The sequence below is a fragment of the Xanthomonas sp. SI genome (genome assembly GCF_014236855.1).
GTDB lineage: Bacteria > Pseudomonadota > Gammaproteobacteria > Xanthomonadales > Xanthomonadaceae > Xanthomonas_A.
Genome location: NZ_CP051261.1, coordinates 3,177,751 through 3,195,553, shown reverse-complemented (window position 1 = coordinate 3,195,553; position 17,803 = coordinate 3,177,751). Strand labels below are relative to the sequence as shown.

Here is a 17,803-nt window from a genome sequence, read left to right as displayed (position 1 = left end):
ATTCGCCAGTTCCTGATCCGGTGAGGAACACGAAGAAGCGGCCGCAAGGCCGCTTTTTTTGCGGGAGGATAATGGTGGGTTCCAACCGGAGTGCATCGGGGTGGAAGCCCTGTGACGTCGCCAAGGCTTTTCACTAGAGGCTCGCGCCCCGAACCGTCCTGCCGAAATCCGACCAACAAAAAAGCGGCCTTGCGGCCGCTTTTTTGTAGCGATGAAGCGCGGGGTGTGCAAGGCGTGGAGATCCAATCCCGAATCCCCACTCCCCAATCCCGGCTCCTCACCTGTCCGGCTGGTTCCGGTTCTGCCCTTCCTGCTGGATCGCCACGTATTCCTTCGACGGCTCGTCCAGCTTGTCGCCGAGCATGCGCCGCACCACCACGAAGAACAGCGGGATGAACAGCACGCCGAGCAGGGTGGCGAACACCATGCCGCCGATCACGCCGGTGCCGATCGAGTGGCGCGCGTTGGCGCCGGCGCCGGTGGAGATCGCCATCGGCAGCACGCCGAGGATGAACGCGAACGAGGTCATCAGGATCGGACGGAAGCGCAGGTGCGCCGCCTCGGTGGCCGCTTCGCGCAGGGTCTTGCCCGCCGCGCGCTGCTCCACCGCGAACTCCACGATCAGGATCGCGTTCTTCGCCGCCAGGCCGATCACCGTGATCATGCCGATCTTGAAGTAGATATCGTTCGGCAGGCCGCGCAGCAGCGAGAAGGTGATCGCGCCGAGCACGCCGATCGGCACCACCAGCAATACCGAGACCGGGATCGACCAGCTCTCGTACAGCGCCGCCAGGCACAGGAACACCACCACGATCGACAGCACCAGCAGCAGCGTGGCGCTGTTGCCGGCGATGATCTCCTGGTACGACATGCCGCTCCAGTCGAAGCCGAAGCCCGGCGGCAGGTCGTTGTTGACGATCTCCTCCATCGCGCTCATCGCCTGGCCGGAACTGCCGCCCGGGGCCGGGTTGCCGACCACGTTGACCGCCGAGTAGCCGTTGTAGCGGCTCAGCGACGGCGAGCTGTAGATCCAGTTCGACTTCACCACCGTGCTCAACGGGATCATCTGCGGCAGGCCGTCGCTGTCGGTGGCGCTGCTGCTGGGCACGTAGAAGTTGCGCAGCGACTCCGGGCCGGTGCGGAACGGCGCGTCGGCCTGCATGTTGACGCGCTTGATGCGGCCTTCGTAGAAGAAGTCGTTGACGTACACCGGCGCCAGCATCATCTGGATCGACTGGTAGATGTCGCTGACCGACAGGCCCATCGACTGCGCCTGCACCCGGTCCACGCTCAGCTGCAGCTGCGGCGCGTTCTCCAGGCCGTTGGGGCGTACCCCGGCCAGCGCATCCTGGCGCGCGGCGGCCTTGCCGAGCAGGATGTTGCGCGCCTGGGTCAGCGCCTCCTCGCCGGCGCCGGTGCGGTCCTGCAGCCACATGTCGAAGCCGCCGAACTGGCCCAGCCCGTTCACCGTGGGCAGGTTGACCACGAAGATCTGCGCGCCCTTGATGCCGTAGAACATCCCGTTCAACTGCTGGATCAGGTCGGTGGCGGTGACGTCGCGGTCGGCCCACGGCTTGAGCCGGATGAAGCCCATGCCGACGTTCTCGCCGCGGCCCAGGAAGCTGAAGCCGGCCACCTGCAGCATGCCTTCCACGGCCGGCTGCTGCTGCAGCACGCCGCGCATCTGCGCGAACACCTCGTTGGTGCGGCCGACCGTGGCGCCCGGCGGCAACTGCACGATCGCCAGCGCGAAGCCCTGGTCTTCCTCGGGCAGGAAGCTGCCGGGCATGCGCGTGAACAGGAAGCCGCACAGCACCACCAGCAACGCGAACACCGCCATCCAGCGCGGCGCGCGGCGAATGGTGCCGCCGACCGCGCCGACGTAGCGGTTGGCCAGCTTGTCGTAGTACTTGTTGAAGTTGCGGTACACCCAGTTCGGGTTCTCGTTGTGGGTGGCCTTCAGGAACGCCGCGCACAACGCCGGAGTAAAGCTCAGCGCCAGGAACGCCGAGAACCCCATCGCCATGGCGATGGTGATCGCGAACTGCTTGTAGATCGCGCCGGCCGCGCCGGGCTGCATCGCCGAGGGGATGAACACCGCCGCCAGCACCACGGTGATCGCCACCACCGCGCCGGTGATCTGGGTCATCGCCTTCTGCGTGGCCGCCTTCGGCGCCAGGTGCTCTTCGGACATGATGCGTTCGACGTTCTCGATCACCACGATCGCATCGTCGACCACGATGCCGATCGCCAGCACCATCGCGAACAGGGTCAGCTGGTTGATGGTGAAGCCGATCACCCACATGCCCAGGAAGGTGCCCAGCAGCGCCACCGGGATCACCAGGGTAGGGATGATGGTGGCGCGGAAGTTCTGCAGGAACACCAGCATCACCAGGAACACCAGCACGATCGCTTCGGCCAGGGTCTTAACCACTTCCTCGATCGAGATGCGCACGAAGGTGGTGCTTTCGTACGGGGTGAACCAGCTCACGCCCTGCGGGAAGCTCGGCTGCAGCTCGTCCATCTTGGCCTTGACCGCCTCGGACACGCTCAGCGCATTGGCGCCGGGCAGCAGCTGGATCGCGAACGCGCCGGTCGGCTTACCGTTGTACTGGGTGTCGAAGCCGAAGCTGGTCGGGCCGAACGCGACCCGCGCCACGTCCTTCAGGCGCACCACGCTGCCGTTGCCGTCCGCGCGCAGGATGATGTTCTCGAACTGCTCGGGCGAACTGAAGCGGCCTTCGGCGGTGACCGTGGCGGTGAACGACTGCCCGGACGGGGCCGGATCCGAACCGATCGAGCCGGCGGCGAACTGCACGTTCTGCGCGCTGATCGCGTTGTACACCTGGCTCGGCGACAGGTGATAGCCCTGCAGCTTTTCCGGGTTCAGCCAGATGTCCATCGCGTATTCGGCGCCGAACTGCTGGGTGCTGCCGACGCCGGGCACGCGCGAGATCTGCTCCAGCACGCGCGAGCCGACGATGTCGTTGAGCGCGCTGCGGTCGATCGACGGGTTGTCCGAACGCAGCGCGATCACGCTGAGGAAGCCGGCGTTGGCCTTGGCCACCACCACGCCCTGCGCGGTCACTTCCGAGGGCAGGCGCGGCGTCGCCAGCGACACCTTGTTCTGCACCTGCACCTGGGCGATGTCGGCATTGGTGCCGGTCTCGAAGGTCAGGGTGACGGTGGCGGTGCCGCTGGAGGAGGACGAGGAGCTGAAGTACAGCAGGTGATCGATGCCGGTCAGCTGCTGCTCGATCACCTGGGTGACCGAGCGCTCGGTGGTGTCGGCGCTGGCGCCGGGGTAGGTCGCGGTGACGGTGACCTGCGGCGGCGCGATCGAGGGATAGGATTCGACGCCGAGGTTGAGGATGGCGATCACGCCGCTGAGCGAGATCAGGATCGCCACCACCCAGGCGAAGACCGGGTGTTCGATGAAGAACTTAGGCATGGCGGGGGTCCGTTACTGCTGCTCGGGCTTGGAATCGGCCGCGGCGGCCGGCGTGTCGCCGCTCGCTGCGCCCTGCGGTTGGCCGGCGGCCTTGTCCTGCGGCGCGGCGCCAGCGGGCGCCTGGCCCTGCGGCGCGGCGCCGCCCGGGGCCTGGCTCGGAGCGCCCGGGGTCCACGGCGTGGCCTTGGCCGGCGCGCCTTCCTTGGCCTTCTGCAGGCCGGAGACGATGACCTGGTCGCCGGCGGCCAGGCCGGAACCGACGATCCACTTGCCTTCCTGCTGGCCGACCGTGACCACGTCCTTGCGCAGCACCTTGCCGTCCTTGCCGACCACCAGCGCATAGGCGCCCTTGGCGTCGCGCTGGATCGCTTCCTGCGGGATCAGGTAGGCGTTGTTGCGCTGGCCCAGGTTGGCGGCGAAGCTGACGAACGCGCCGGGCAGCAGCACCCGGTCCGGATTGGGCAGCAGGGCGCGCAGGGTCACCGAGCCGGTGCTCGGATCGACCGCGGTATCGGAGAAGTCCAGCGTGCCGGACTGGGCATAGACGCTGCCGTCGCCGAGCTTGACCTGCACGGTCGACTTGCCCTCGTCGTTCAGCGCCACGTTGCCCTGGGTCTGCGCCTGGCGCAGCTGCGCCAGTTCGTCCGAACTCATCGAGAAGTTCACGTACAGCGGGTCGAGCTGGTCGATCGTGGTCAGCAGGGTGGTGTCGCCCTGGCCGACCAGCGCGCCTTCGGTGACCTGCTGCTTGCCGGCGCGGCCGGCGATCGGCGCGGTGACGGTGGCGTAGCCCAGGTTGATGCGTGCGGTGTCCACCGCGGCGCGCGCCTGCTGCACCGACGCGGCCGAGGTGCGTTCGGTGGCCTCGGCGGTGTCCAGGTCGGACTTGGACACGTAGGCCTGCGGCGCCAGGCTGCGCGCGCGGGTGGCGGCGACCTTGGCGTTGGCGTAGGTGGCCTCGGCCGCGGCCAGCTGGCCCTGCGCCGACGCCAGCGAGGCGCGCAGCGGCGCCGGATCGATCTGGAACAGCGGCTGGCCTTCCTTCACGTCGGTGCCTTCGGTGTACAGGCGCTTTTCCAGCACCCCGGCCACGCGGGCGCGCACGTCGGCGCTGCGGTAGGCGGACAGGCGCCCGACCATGTCGCGCTGCAACGGCAGCGTCTGCGGCTTGGCTTCCAACACGCCCACTTCCGGCGGCGGCATGGCCTGCTGTTCTTCTTGTTTCTTGCAGGACGCCAACACCACCACGACGGCGCAGGCCAGGGCGAGAGAACGCAACGGGGAGGTCATCGGGTGGTACTCCGGTCTGGTGTCGAAAACGAAAGGGAAGGGGCAGGGGGCGCGGCGAACGCGCGCAGGAAACCGTCGACGGCGAATTCGGCCCAGGCGCGCTGCGCGGCGGCGTCGCTGCGATGGGCGGTATGGAAGCGTTGGCGCTCGAAATCCATCCCGACGATCATGCTCAACAGCAGTTCGGCCATGAAGTGCGGATCGTCATGGCGCAGCTGGCCGGCGGCCACCGCCAGTTGCAGGCGCTCGCTCAGGCGCTGCATCAGCGCCTCGGCGCTGTCGCGGAACAGCGCGCGGACCTGCTCGGGGAAATGCCGCGATTCGGCCGCGATCAGCTGGCAGCTCTGCAGCACGCTCGGCTCGGACAGCTGCTCCAGGTACTCGCGGGCGAAGCGCAGCAGGCTGCCGCGCAGTTCGCCCTGCGCCGGACCCAGGTGCGTGGCGCTCAGTTCGGTATGGTCCTGCATCACCCGCTGCAGCAAGTCCTGCTTGCTGCGGTAGCGGCTGTACAGGGTCTGCTTGGAGCAGCCGGCGCGGGCGGCCACCGCATCCATGCTCAGGCGCATGCCGGCTTCGGCCAACAGTTCGCGCACGGCGGCGTACACGCGCTGATCGCGCGCCTGAGGCAGGCGGGACGGGGCAGGGGAGGCGGTCATTGAATGTGGACTATACCGTCCAGTTTAGAATTGGAACAGCCTTGACATCGGCGCGCCGATCGCGACAAGTCCGCGGCATCGGCGACGCTCCGCCGTACGAAGTTAGGACAGCGTGACGGCGGTGCGCGCGACTTTGCCCGATATGGCGTGTCGTTTCGTTCCCCGGCCCGGTTTGCGCCATGCAGCAAGGTAGTTGAACGCGCCACCGGTACAATTCTGGCTTTCCCAACGAGCATCGTTGTTGCTCCCCGTCATGAAACCCAAATCAGACGCTTCCCGTTCCAGCACGTCCTCGGCCGGATCCTCCAGCAAGTCCGCGTCCAAGCCCGCTTCCTCCTCGTCCAAGGCATCGGCCAAGCCGTCCGCCAAGCAGGCCAAGGCCGCCCCGGTCGCGAGCAAGCGCGGCGCGGCGCGCGCCACCGCCAATTCGCGGGTGATCGACGCGGTGCCGGCCACCGCCGGCGGCGGCTTCAGCCTGGAGCCGGTGTACGCGGCCCTGCGCCAGCGCTACCCGGGCGGCCGCCAGGCCGAGGCGCAGGCCTTCGCCGAGGAGTTCTACAAGCGCATGGAGGAGGACGAGTTCCCCCACCACAGCGCGCAGGAATGGGCGGCGCTGGCGGCGTCGATGCTGGAGTTCGCGCGCAAGCGCAAGCCGGGCACGTTCAACGTGCGGGTGTTCAATCCGAGCCTGAAGGAAGACGGCTGGGAGTCCTCGCGCACGGTGCTGCAGATCGTCAACGACGACATGCCGTTCCTGGTGGATTCGGTGAGCATGGCGCTGTCGGAGTTGGGCATCGGCGTGCACGTGCTCGGCCATCCGGTGCTGCGCATGAGCCGCGACAAGAGCGGCAAGCTGGAGACGGTCGGCGAGGGCAAGCCGGAATCGCTGATGCTGCTGGAGATCGACCGGCAGCCGCCGGAAGACATGCCGCGGGTGGATGCGGCGATCCAGCGCATTCTCGGCGAAGTGCGCAACATCGTGCGCGACTGGAGCGGCATGCGCGAAAAGATGCTGACCCTGGCCGACGACCTGACCACGCGGCGCCTGCCGGTGGACGACAAGGGCCGGCGCGAAGCGCAGGAGTTCCTGCGCTGGGCCGCGGCCGACCATTTCACCTTCTTCGGCTACCGCGAATACCGGGTCGAGAAGCAGGGCGGCGAAGACGTGCTGGCGCCGCTGGAGGACAGCGGCCTGGGCCTGCTGCGCGGCCACGACAAGTCGCCGTCGCGGCCGGTGCGCACGCTGGCCGCGCACGGCCTCAGCGAATCGGGGATCAAGGAAGCGCTGATCCTGACCAAGACCAATGCGCGCTCGCGGGTGCACCGCAGCGGCTACATGGACTACATCGGCGTGCTGGAATTCGACGCCAAGGGCCGCATCGTCGCCGAGCAGCGTTTCCTCGGCCTGTTCACCTCCAGCGCCTACAACCGCCGCCCGTGGGAGATCCCGCTGGTGCGCGAGCGCCACGACTACGTGATGCGCAAGTCCGGGCTGACCCCGAGCAGCCACAGCGGCAAGGCGCTGCGCCACATCCTGGAGACGCTGCCGCGCGAGGAACTGTTCCAGTCCAACGAGGAAGAGCTGTACCGCACCGCCATGGGCATCCTCGGCCTGCAGGAGCGGGTGCGCAGCCGCCTGTTCCTGCGCCGCGACAAGTACGGCCGCTTCATCTCCGCCTTGGTCTACATCCCGCGCGAGCGCTTCAACACCGATGTGCGCCTGCGCATCGAGGCCTTGCTGAAGGACGCGCTGCACGGCGAATACATCGACTCCAGCGTGGTGCTGGGCGAATCGCCGCTGGCGCAGCTGCACCTGATCGTGCGGCCCAAGCCCGGCGAAGCGCTGGAATTCGATACCACCGAGCTGGAATCGCGCCTGGCGCACCTGCTGCGCAACTGGCAGGACGACCTGCGCGAGGCGCTGGTCGCCAGCCGCGGCGAGCGCGACGGCCTGCGCCTGGCCGCCAACTACGGCCGCGCGCTGCCGGCCGGCTACATCGAGGAATCGACCGCGCAGATCGCCGCGCGCGACGTCGAACGCCTGGCCGCGCTGCGCGGTCCCGACGATCTGCACCTGAGCCTGCAAGCGCTGCGCCGCGATGGCGCCGACAGCCTGCGCCTGAAGCTGTACCGCCAGCGCGACGACCTGCCGCTGTCGGACGTGCTGCCGATGATGGAAAACCTGGGCCTGCGGGTGATTTCCGAACGCCCGTACCGGCTCACCGTGGACGGCACGCTGCTGTACATCCAGGACTTCGAAGTGGAGCCGCTGGCCGGCAGCATCGACGTCGAGCGCGCCGACGCGCCGCTGTGCGAGGCGTTCGTGCGCATCTGGCGCGGCGATGCCGAGAACGACGGCTTCAACCGCCTGATCGTCGGCGCCGGCCTTGGCTGGCGCCAGGTGGCGATCCTGCGCGGCTACTGCAAGTACCTGCTGCAGACCGGCGTGCCGTTCTCGCAGGCCTACGTCGAAGAGACCTGCACGCGTTATCCGCTGCTGGCACGGCTGCTGGTGGAACTGTTCGAGGCGCGCTTCGATCCGGCCACCGGCAGCGAGAGCAAGGCGCAGATCGCCGACGGCCAGGCCGTGCTGGCGGCGCAGCTGACCCTGCTGGCAGGCGGCGACGAAGGCGCGCTGAAGGCGCTGCAGCCGGTGATCGACGCGCGCCGCGGCGATCGCGCCGCGCAGCTGGACGCGGCCAATGCCGCGCTGCTGAAGCTGTTCGACCAGGTCGCCAGCCTCGACGAGGACCGCATCCTGCGCAGTTTCAAGGGCGTGATCGAAGCGACCCTGCGCACCAGCTACTACCAGACCGGCAAGGATGGCGGCCTGGGCCATTGCATCAGCTTCAAGCTCGATTCGGCCAAGGTGCCGGAGCTGCCCAAGCCGCGTCCGTACCGCGAGATCTTCGTGTACGGCCCGCGCGTGGAAGGCGTGCACCTGCGCTTCGGCGCGGTGGCGCGCGGCGGCCTGCGCTGGTCGGACCGGCGCGAGGATTTCCGCACCGAGGTGCTGGGCCTGGTCAAGGCGCAGATGGTCAAGAACACGGTGATCGTGCCGGTCGGCGCCAAGGGCGGCTTCTTCTGCAAGCGCTCGCCGGTCGGCGGCGACCGCGACGCGGTGCTGGCCGAAGGCATCGCCTGCTACAAGCTGTTCATCCAGGGCCTGCTCGACATCACCGACAACATCGTCGGCGGCAAGATCGTGGCGCCGCCGCAGGTGGTGCGCCACGACCAGGACGATCCGTACCTGGTGGTCGCCGCCGACAAGGGCACCGCCACGTTCTCCGACATCGCCAACGGGCTGGCGATCGACCACGGCTTCTGGCTCGGCGACGCGTTCGCCTCCGGCGGCTCGGTCGGCTACGACCACAAGGGCATGGGCATCACCGCGCGCGGCGCCTGGGAGTCGGTCAAGCGCCACTTCCGCGCGCTGGGCCGCGATTGCCAGAGCGAAGACTTCAGCGTGGTCGGCATCGGCGACATGTCCGGCGACGTGTTCGGCAACGGCATGCTGCTGTCGCGGCACATCCGCCTGCTGGCCGCGTTCGACCACCGCCACATCTTCCTGGATCCGACCCCGGATCCGGCTGCCTCGTTCGCCGAGCGCGAACGCCTGTTCAAGCTGCCGCGCTCCAGCTGGGCCGACTACGACGCCAAGCTGATCAGCGCCGGCGGCGGCCTCTATCCGCGCACGCTGAAATCGATCGAGATCAGCGCGCCGGTGCGCGAGGCGCTGGGCCTGGAGACGGGCGTCAAGCAGCTCTCGCCCAACGAACTGATGAACGCCATCCTCAAGGCGCCGGTCGACCTGTTCTGGAACGGCGGCATCGGCACCTACGTCAAGGCCGCCAGCGAGACCCATGGCGACGTCGGCGACCGCGCCAACAACGGCCTGCGGGTCAACGGCGGCGAGTTGCGCTGCAGGATCGTCGGCGAAGGCGGCAACCTGGGCCTGACCCAGCTCGGCCGCATCGAGGCCGCGCAGGTCGGGGTGCTGCTCAACACCGACTTCATCGACAACTCGGCCGGCGTGGACACCTCCGACCACGAGGTCAACATCAAGATCCTGCTCAACGACGTGGTGCAGGCCAAGAAGCTGACCGTGGCCGCGCGCAACACGCTGCTGGCGTCGATGACCGACGAGGTCGCCGAGCTGGTGCTGTGGGACAACATCCGCCAGAACCAGGCGCTGAGCCTGATGGAGCGGATGAGCGTCAAGCGCCTGGGCTCCAAGCAGCACTTCATCCGCACCCTGGAAGCGCAGGGCCTGCTCGACCGGCAGATCGAATACCTGCCGTCGGACGCGGAGATTTCCGCGCGCAAGGCCCGCGGCCAGGGCCTGACCCGGCCGGAGCTGGCGGTGCTGCTGTCCTACTCCAAGCTGGTCGCGTTCCAGCAGCTGCTGGAATCGGACATCCCCGAGGACCCGTACCTGTCCAAGGAACTGCAGCGCTACTTCCCGCAGCCGCTGCAGAAGAAGTACGCCGATGCGATGGAACGGCACCGGCTGAAGCGCGAGATCATCGCCACCGCGGTCACCAACACCACCATCAACCGCATGGGCGCGACCTTCCTGATGCGCATGCAGGAAGACACCGGTCGCAGCATCGGCGAGGTCGCCAAGGCATACACGATCAGCCGCGAGACGTTGGACGCGCGTGCGCTGTGGACGCAGATCGACGCGCTGGACGGGCAGGTGCCCGAGTCGGTGCAGATCGACGCGCTGGAAGTGATCTGGAAGCTGCAGCGCGCGTTCGTGCGCTGGCTGCTGTTCCGTCCCGGCCCGATGCCCGGCATCACCGCGGCGGTGGACCGCTACCACGAGCCGTTCAACGACATCCGCGTCGCCTCCGGCGTGCTGTCGGATTCGCAGCGTCCGCTGTACGAGGCGCTGGTGCAGGAATGGCAGGACAAGGGCCTGCCGCCGGCGCTGGCGCAGCAGCTGTCGGAATTGCGCTTCCTGGAGCCGGCGTTCGACATCATCGAGATGGCGCGCACCCGCAAGCTCAAGCCGGTGGAGGTATCGAAGGTGCATTTCCGCCTCGGCGAGGCCTTGCAGCTGCCGTGGCTGTTCGAGCAGATCGACGCGCTGGAGGTCAACGGCCGCTGGCATGCGGTGGCTCGCGGCGTGCTGCGCGACGAACTGGCCAAGCACCACAGCGCGTTGGCCGGGCAGGCCCTGGCGTTGCCGGGCGGCAATGCCGAGGCCAAGGTGCAGCAGTGGTTGCAGCGCGACGACAGCAGCCTGCGCTTCACCTTGAACATGCTGCAGGAACTGTCGGCGCAGAAGACGCTGGACTACCCGACGGTGTCGGTGGCGGTGCAGCGGCTGGGCCAGCTGGCGGCGCACGGCGTGTGATCCTCCGTGCGCGGGCCCGCGTTGCGGGCCCGGTGCGGAGGTCGGCAGCGCCGGGCCGTGTGGTCCGGTCGCTGCGGTTGTCGCCATGCCCCTTCCGGCGGAGCGGACATGGCGTCTGCCGCCATGCCGGCGCACCTCGCATGGTGCCGAAGGCCACGCTTGCGGCTGCGGCGCCGTTCGCGCTGGCGCCGGGCTGTTCGCTACCACGCGTGCCGTCCGCCTCGCGTTCCGCGGCTTCGCGCCGGCACAGACCATGATCTACCTTCTCATTCCCGCGTTCGTCGTGCTGCTGCTGGTGCTGCTGGCCCGGCGGCCGTCTTTGGAGGTGCGGCTGCAGCGTGCGCTGCAGGAACAGCGGCAAGGCAACCTGGCACCGCTGCGCGCGCTGTCCAAAGCGTCGTTCGGCGATGCCGCGTATGCGTGGTTCCAGCACCTGGACGCCAGCGGCGAGCAGGCCGCGGCGCTGGCCGCATTGAAGCGCGCGGTCTACGCCCGCACCTGGCTGGGCAATGGCTTCAGCGTCGCCTACCGGGAATACGGCCGCCGCTGTTTTCTGGGCGTGGGCACCGAGCCGGATCATGCCGCGCTGCTGGCGCAATGGGGCGAGCGCGGATGGCGCGAGGGCGCAGGCTGGGAGCCCGAACTGGCCTGGATCCAGGCCCTTGGCCCGCAATCATGCCGGGATGTCGCACGCGCCTGGTACTGGTTGTGTCTGGCCGATGCGCGGCAGAGCGAGGGCATGGGCGACATCAAGTCCGCGCCGCTGGCACAGCAGGTCCGCGAACGCCTGCTCGCCGTCGTGCCGGAGTCGGTGCGCCAGGACATGCAGGAACAGGCTGCGCGCACCGTCTACGACGATTACGCATCCGGACGCTAACGCCGGCGGCGCCTGCGTGGCCGCGCGCGCGTAACGGCGTGCCGGGTATGATCGCGGCATGAACGTTCCCGTCCTGCCGTCTTCTCCCCGCATCTGTTTCCTCGCCAGCACCGCGCCGGCCGCGCTCGCCGCGCGCGATCAGCTGATCGCACGCTATGGCGACCATGCGCCGGCCGACGCCGATGTGCTGTGCGCGCTCGGCGGCGACGGCTTCATGCTGCAGACCCTGCATCGCCACGGCGGCCTGGGCAAACCGGTGTTCGGCATGAAGCTGGGATCGGTCGGTTTCCTGATGAACCAGCATCTGGACGACGACCTGGTGGTACGCCTGGCGCAGGCCGAGCCGGCCAAGCTGCGGCCGCTGGAGATGCTGGCGCAGACCGAGTCCGGCACCACCACCGGCTCGCTGGCCTACAACGAAGTGTCGCTGCTGCGGCAGACCCGCCAGGCCGCGCACGTCAGCATCGACCTCAACGGCCAGACCCGGGTCGACGAACTGATCTGCGACGGGGTGATGGTGGCCACGCCGGCCGGCAGCACCGCCTACAACTCCTCGGCGCACGGGCCGATCCTGCCGCTGGGTTCGCATACCCTGGCGCTGACTCCGATCGCCCCGTACCGGCCGCGGCGCTGGCGCGGCGCGATCCTCAAGGCCGACACCGAAGTGCGCCTGCGCGTGCTCGATCCGTACAAGCGCCCGGTCAGCGTCACCGCCGACTCGCACGAGACCCGCGACGTGGTCGAAGTCACCATCCGCGAATCGCGCGATCGCCTGGTCACCCTGCTGTTCGATCCGGAGCACAACCTGGAGGAGCGGATCTTGAGCGAGCAATTTATGGTTTGAAAGCGGGGATTGGGGAGTCGGGATTGGGGATTCGCAACAGCGGGTCTTCCGCACCGACGCTTTACTCTTTTACGTTCCGATCCAGTACGCCGCTTTTGCCAATCCCGAATCCCCAATCCCGAATTCCTGCTCCCATGTCCGACAACTCCCCCCGCCTGCTAACCGTCGCGATCACCTCGCGTGCCCTGTTCGATCTGGAAGAGGGCCATGCCCTGTTCGAGAAGGAAGGGGTGGAGGCGTACAGCGCGTACCAGCGCGAGCGCGAGGACGATGTGCTGGCGCCGGGCGTGGCGTTTCCGGTGGTGCGCAAGCTGCTGGCGCTGAACCAGGGCACGCCGCCGGAGACGCCGCCGGTGGAGGTGATCCTGCTGTCGCGCAATTCCGCCGACACCGGGCTGCGCATCTTCAATTCGATCCAGCACTACGGGCTGGGCATCGTCCGTGCCACCTTCACCTCCGGCGAGGCCACCTGGCCCTACGTCAAGCCGTTCGGCACCGACCTGTTCCTGTCGGCCAATCCGGAATCGGTGCGGCGCGCGCTCAGCCACGGCATCGCTGCGGCGACGATCCTGCCCAAGCCGCCGGGCGAGCGTGCGCAGGAAGCCGCCGCCGCGGCCGGGGCGATCGATTCGGAGCGGTTGTCCACGCAGCTGCGCATCGCCTTCGACGGCGACGCGGTGATCTTCGGCGACGAAGGCGAGCGCTTCTCGCGCGAGCAGGGCGTGGAAGCGTTCGGCCGCTACGAGCGCGAGAACGCGCGCGAGCCGTTGACCGGCGGTCCGTTCCGCAATTTCCTGTCCGCGCTGCATGCCTTGCAGTCCGCGTTCCCGGCCGGCGAGGCCTCGCCGATCCGCACCGCGCTGGTCACCGCGCGTTCGGCGCCGGCGCACGAGCGGGTGATCCGCACGCTGCGCGAGTGGGGCGTGCGCCTGGACGAGGCGCTGTTCCTCGGCGGCCGCCACAAGGGGCCGTTCCTGCAGGCGTTCGGCGCCGACATCTTCTTCGACGACTCGCAGCACAACATCGACAGCGCCGCACGCGAGCGGGTGGCCGCCGGGCACGTGCCGCACGGCGTGGCCAACGTCATCGCCAAGCCGTGAGCGCGGCCTCCGGCGGCAACCGCGGCGCAGGCGGTCGCTGGGCCACGCTGCGCCAGCTGCTGCGGCCCGACCGTGCGCAGGCGCCGCGTCCGGGGCGGCCGTACGTGGAGCGCGGCTGGCGCTACACCAGCCTGCAGTTCAAGGGCGAGGTGACCCAGAGCCGGATGCTCACCTGGTGGCCGCACCTGCTGGAGGTGGGCTATACCCGCAGCATGCTCGGCGCGTTGCTGCTGCGGCCGGAGCCGCGCTGCATCGGCATCGTCGGCCTGGGCGGCGGCTCGCAGGCCAAGTTCTGTTATCGGCACCTGCCGCAGGCGCGGATCGAGGCGATCGAGGCCGATGCCGACGTGCTGGCGCTGCGCGACGCGTTCCATATCCCGGCCGACGACGCACGCTTCCAGGCGCTGCACGGCGACGGCGCGCACCTGTTGCCGCAGCGCCGCGGCCGCTACGATCTGTTGCTGCTCGACGCCTACGATGCCGACGGCATCCCCGCGGCGATGCGCACGCGCGGTTTCTACGACGATTGCCATGCCGCGCTGACGCCCGGCGGCGTGCTGGCGGTGAACCTGTACGACACCGACACCCGCCAGCACGTGGCGCACCTGCGCAAGATCTTCGACGGCCGCGTGCTGCGCATGGACGAGCCGGAGGGGGACAACCATGTGGTGTTCGCCTGGACCAGCGATGCGCAGGCGCTGGATGCGCGCGCCGCACTGGCGCGGCTGCCGTGGGCGGCGCGCTGGCAGTTGCGGCCGACGATCCGGCGCCTGCAGCGGGCGCTCGAGACGACCGCCTGGCGTCGCTGAGCTGCGCGTCGCTGCGACATGCCGTCCGTCACTGTGGGAGTGGGTTCAGTGGCGACGAGCGGAGGCGGGATACCCCCTCTTGGCTTCGGTACTTTGTCGGACGGATGCATCGAGCAGTCGGGACTGAAGTCCCTCCCACAGTGCAGCCAGCCGGCTTGCCGCAAGTGCTTGTGGGAGCGGCTTCAGTCGCGATGAGCGGAGGCGGGTACTCTCCTGGCTCCGGTACTTGTCGGTGGATGTATCGAGCAGTCGGGACTGAAGTCGCTCCCGCAGTGCACACAGCCAGTCCGCCGCAAGTCTTGTGGGAGCGACTTCAGTCGCGACGGGCGGAGTTGGAAGCCGCTATGGTTTTGGCAATCTGTGGGTGGGTGGGGTGTAAAGCCTGCACCCACCGGGTTGGTCGCAAGCTTCCTGTAGGGACTCCGGGTGGCCTCGTGTCATCAGTCGCGATGATGCTTCTTCCGGCGCCGATGTCGCGGCTGATGGCCCGAGGCCACGTAGAGCCGCTCCTACAACGGCAGCAGGATGTTGCTGAGCTTCCAGCGCAGCCCGTCGCGGGTGAAGACGCAGGGCACCGCGGTGCCGTCGGCGGTGTGGATGGTGGCGACGAAGCGCGAGGTCGATTCGAAGCGGTGTTCGGCCTGCCGCAACGGTTGCGGTGGACGCGGTGCGGCGTAGGTGTCGCCGCCGACGGTGTTGCCGCTGGCGCGCTTCCACAGCGCATCGCCCTGCAGCAAGGCGCCGATCCCGGCCGGGGTGACCATCGCATCCACGCCCATGCCGCTGACGCTGCCGGCCAGCGACAGCAGCGCGCCGCCGAACAGGCCGGCCTGCAGGTCCGGCCCGGCGCGACGCACTAGCGCATCGTCGACCTGCGCCTTCAGGTTGACCCGCAGGGTGGGGAAGTCGACGTAGCGCTCCAGCGCCGCCGCATCGCGCTGTTCCAGCGCCTGGCTGATGCCGCGGATCGCCAGGTAGGGTCCGGCGACGACATAACCGCCGAGGGCGACCAGGGCGAGGAACAGCAAGGCCAGCCATTTTTTCATTGTGTGCCTCGTTGGGTAGCAAGCTTTTGTAGGAGCGGCTTCAGCCGCGACGGCTTTACCGATAATGCCTGTCGCGGCTGAAGCCGCTCCTACAGGAAGCAAGGCCATCCTCAGAATTCCAGATCCAGCGCCGCGCACAGGTAGTCCACAAACGGGGCCAGCGTCTGCAGGTCGGCCGCCACCAGCGAGCGCAGCTTCGGCCCGGTCATGGTGGCGTCGTCGAGCTGGCGCCAGAACACCCAGTTCTTGTGCTTGAGGTCGTCGATGAACTCGAACTCGGCGGGGAAGCCGCGTGGTGGCCGCACCAGCATTTCCGTGGCCTCGAAATCGAAGCGGCGGCGCAGCTTCGGTGCGTGCGCGGCGGCTTTCCAGCTGCCTGGGTTGTCGAAGATGAACTGGCGCACCTTGCGCTGCGTGTCCGGTTCCGGATGCCACAGGCCGGCGCCGACGAAGCTCTCGCCCGGCTGCAGATGGATGTAGAACGACGGCGCCGGCACCTGTTTGCGCCGCTCGTGGAACAGGCGCGCGCCCTGCCAGGTCTTGTACGGCGACTTGTCGTGGGAGAAGCGCGCGTCGCGATGGATGCGGAACAGCGAGCCGCCGACCCCACGCGGGTCGGAGCGGAAATGTTCGCTGACCTCGGCCAGGTCCGGCTGCAGGTCGGTGATCAGGCGCAGGAACGGCTGGCGCACGTGCTCCTCGTACTTGTGCCGGTTGTCGTTGAACCAGGCCTTGTCGTTGTGCCGCGCCAGGGCACGCAGGAACTTGAAGCTGGCGTCACTGAAATAAGGGGTCATAGGGTGCGTTGCAGGTCCTGGCCCCAAGCGGCCAGCTGATCGAGCAGGGCTTGCTTGGTAGCATCATCGGAGTGAGCCAGACGTAAATCGGCGAGCTGCGCGTAGTAGCCGTCGAAGCCCAGTTCCGCCAGGCCGCTGTCGCCGTGCAGGCGCTGGCGCCGGTAGTCGTCCCAGCGGCTCTGTTCGGCGATGGACAGCGTCTGCGGCCAGTTGCGCGCGCGGTAGCGGAACAGCAGTTCGGGCAGGCGCGGATCGCGGAAGCCGGCTTCCAGCGGCGCCAGCTGTGCCGGCGGGGTCGCGCGCACCTGCGCCATCGCGCGCTTGTCGGTGTCGGCCAGGAAGCCGTCGTACAGCGAGGCGTCCACGTCGGCCGGGGCCGATGCGCGCTCGTTGCCGAACACGCGGCGAACCTTTTCGGCCAACTCCGGCCCGGCCTCGCGCAGGCGCGCGGCCTTGGCCAGGATCTGCGCCGGGTCGAGCTGCAGGCGGGCGAAATCCGGATCGCGCAGATGCGACCAGGCGACCAGCGCCGGCGCCTTGTTCAGATGCACTTCCTTCAACGGAATGCGCTGCTCGCCCTCGGGCAGGTCGGCCTGCGGCGTGTACAGGCGGTCGGCGATCTGCTCCGGGGTGTAGCGCAGCAGCGGCTCGACATCGCCTTCCAGGTCGAACACCAGCACCCGGCTGTCGATCCGCGGATGCCGCGCCAGCGGCAGCACCGGCGCCGCGCACAGGCGTGCGGCCGGATAGCGCATCGACACGTGCAGCACCGGCTGCATCGCCACCACGTCGAGCAGGCCGCCGCAGAAGCGCTTGTCGCGCAGTTTCAGCGCGTAGTCCCACAGCCGCGGCTGCCGCTCGCGGAACAGCCGCGCCATGCCGATGGTGGCGTAGACGTCGGACAGCGCCTCGTGCGCGTCGCCGTCGCGCACGCCGTTGGCCAGCGCCAGCTGCTCCAGCTTGAACGAGGTGGCGCCGTCGTCGCGCTGCGGCCAGACCACGCCGTCCGGGCGCAGCGCGTGCATCAGCCGCAGCATGTCCAGCAGGTCCCAGCGCGAATTGCCGCCGCGCCACTCGCGCTCGTACGGATCGTGGAAATTGCGGAACAGGCCGTGGCGCACGAACTCGTCGTCGAAGCGCAGCGAGTTGTAGCCCAGCGTGCAGGTCTGCGGCCGCGCCATCTGCTCGGCGATGCGCGCGAACGCATCGGCCTCGTTGACCCCGTCGCGCAGCGCCTGCTGCGGGGTGATGCCGGTGATCAACGTGGCGATCGGCGAAGGCAGCAGGTCGTCGGCCGGCTGCACGAAGAAGCTTACCGGCTCCTCGACCACGTTCAGCGCCGCATCGGTACGCACCGCCGCGAACTGGGCGATGCGCGTGCGCCGCGGATCGGCACCGAAGGTTTCCAGGTCGTAGAAGAGAAAGCTGTCGGGCATGGGAGATTGGCGGTGTGTGGTGGCAGAGCATCGGCCGCGGCTGCGTCGCCGCTTGCGTTACGCATGGGCCGGCTTGTGTAGGAGCGGTTTTAACCGCGACAGGCTTTATCGGTAATGCCGGTCGCGGCTGAAGCC

At 68.6% G+C, this 17,803-nt stretch carries 11 protein-coding genes; 5 read left to right on the top strand and 6 right to left on the bottom strand.

Annotation, left to right across the window (positions count from 1 at the left end; genetic code table 11):
* Positions 1–277: 277 nt before the first annotated feature.
* The 3 genes from HEP75_RS13330 to HEP75_RS13320 are packed head-to-tail and all read right to left on the bottom strand — an operon-like array spanning position 278 to position 5,397.
* Positions 278–3,451 (bottom strand): multidrug efflux RND transporter permease subunit, encoded by a 3,174-nt coding sequence (locus tag HEP75_RS13330; protein ID WP_185816210.1) that lies wholly within the window; start codon positions 3,449–3,451, stop codon positions 278–280.
* Between the two features lie 12 nt (positions 3,452–3,463).
* Positions 3,464–4,741 carry an efflux RND transporter periplasmic adaptor subunit gene (locus HEP75_RS13325; RefSeq protein WP_185823850.1) on the bottom strand — a complete coding sequence of 426 codons (1,278 nt, stop codon included), beginning with the start codon at positions 4,739–4,741 and terminating at the stop codon, positions 3,464–3,466.
* A complete protein-coding gene (locus HEP75_RS13320) occupies positions 4,738–5,397 on the bottom strand; it encodes a TetR/AcrR family transcriptional regulator (RefSeq protein WP_185823849.1) in 660 nt (219 codons plus the stop codon). The genes HEP75_RS13325 and HEP75_RS13320 overlap by 4 nt, the downstream gene beginning before the upstream one ends.
* 253 nt (positions 5,398–5,650) lie before the next feature.
* Between HEP75_RS13320 and HEP75_RS13315 the strand changes: the two genes are divergently transcribed.
* The 5 genes from HEP75_RS13315 (at position 5,651) to HEP75_RS13295 (ending at position 14,389) form a co-directional block, all read left to right on the top strand.
* Complete coding sequence (locus HEP75_RS13315; protein WP_185823848.1) at positions 5,651–10,759, top strand: NAD-glutamate dehydrogenase domain-containing protein; 5,109 nt, start codon at positions 5,651–5,653, stop codon at positions 10,757–10,759.
* Between the two features lie 253 nt (positions 10,760–11,012).
* Positions 11,013–11,636, top strand: coding sequence for a hypothetical protein (locus HEP75_RS13310; RefSeq protein ID WP_185823847.1), 624 nt, complete (start codon positions 11,013–11,015; stop codon positions 11,634–11,636).
* A 73-nt stretch (positions 11,637–11,709) separates the two neighbouring features.
* The gene (locus HEP75_RS13305) at positions 11,710–12,480 is read left to right on the top strand and encodes an NAD kinase (RefSeq protein ID WP_185816567.1); all 771 of its coding nucleotides are present in this window, start codon (positions 11,710–11,712) and stop codon (positions 12,478–12,480) included.
* Positions 12,481–12,614: 134 nt separating this feature from the next.
* Positions 12,615–13,580, top strand: a complete 966-nt coding sequence (locus HEP75_RS13300) for a 5'-nucleotidase (RefSeq protein WP_185816214.1) — start codon at positions 12,615–12,617, stop codon at positions 13,578–13,580.
* A complete protein-coding gene (locus HEP75_RS13295) occupies positions 13,577–14,389 on the top strand; it encodes a transferase (protein ID WP_185823846.1) in 813 nt (270 codons plus the stop codon). Before HEP75_RS13300 ends, HEP75_RS13295 begins: the two co-directional genes overlap by 4 nt.
* Before the next feature lie 509 nt (positions 14,390–14,898).
* On the opposite strand, the gene HEP75_RS13290 is transcribed toward HEP75_RS13295, so the two are convergent.
* The 3 genes from HEP75_RS13290 to sbcB all read right to left on the bottom strand — a co-directional run bounded on the left by HEP75_RS13290 (position 14,899) and on the right by sbcB (position 17,668).
* Positions 14,899–15,435 (bottom strand): DUF2939 domain-containing protein, encoded by a 537-nt coding sequence (locus HEP75_RS13290; RefSeq protein ID WP_185823845.1) that lies wholly within the window; start codon positions 15,433–15,435, stop codon positions 14,899–14,901.
* A 110-nt stretch (positions 15,436–15,545) separates the two neighbouring features.
* Positions 15,546–16,232, bottom strand: coding sequence for a DUF2461 domain-containing protein (locus HEP75_RS13285; RefSeq protein ID WP_185823844.1), 687 nt, complete (start codon positions 16,230–16,232; stop codon positions 15,546–15,548).
* Positions 16,229–17,668 (bottom strand): exodeoxyribonuclease I, encoded by a 1,440-nt coding sequence (gene sbcB, locus HEP75_RS13280; RefSeq protein ID WP_185823843.1) that lies wholly within the window; start codon positions 17,666–17,668, stop codon positions 16,229–16,231. Before sbcB ends, HEP75_RS13285 begins: the two co-directional genes overlap by 4 nt.
* Between the last annotated feature and the right edge of the window lie 135 nt (positions 17,669–17,803).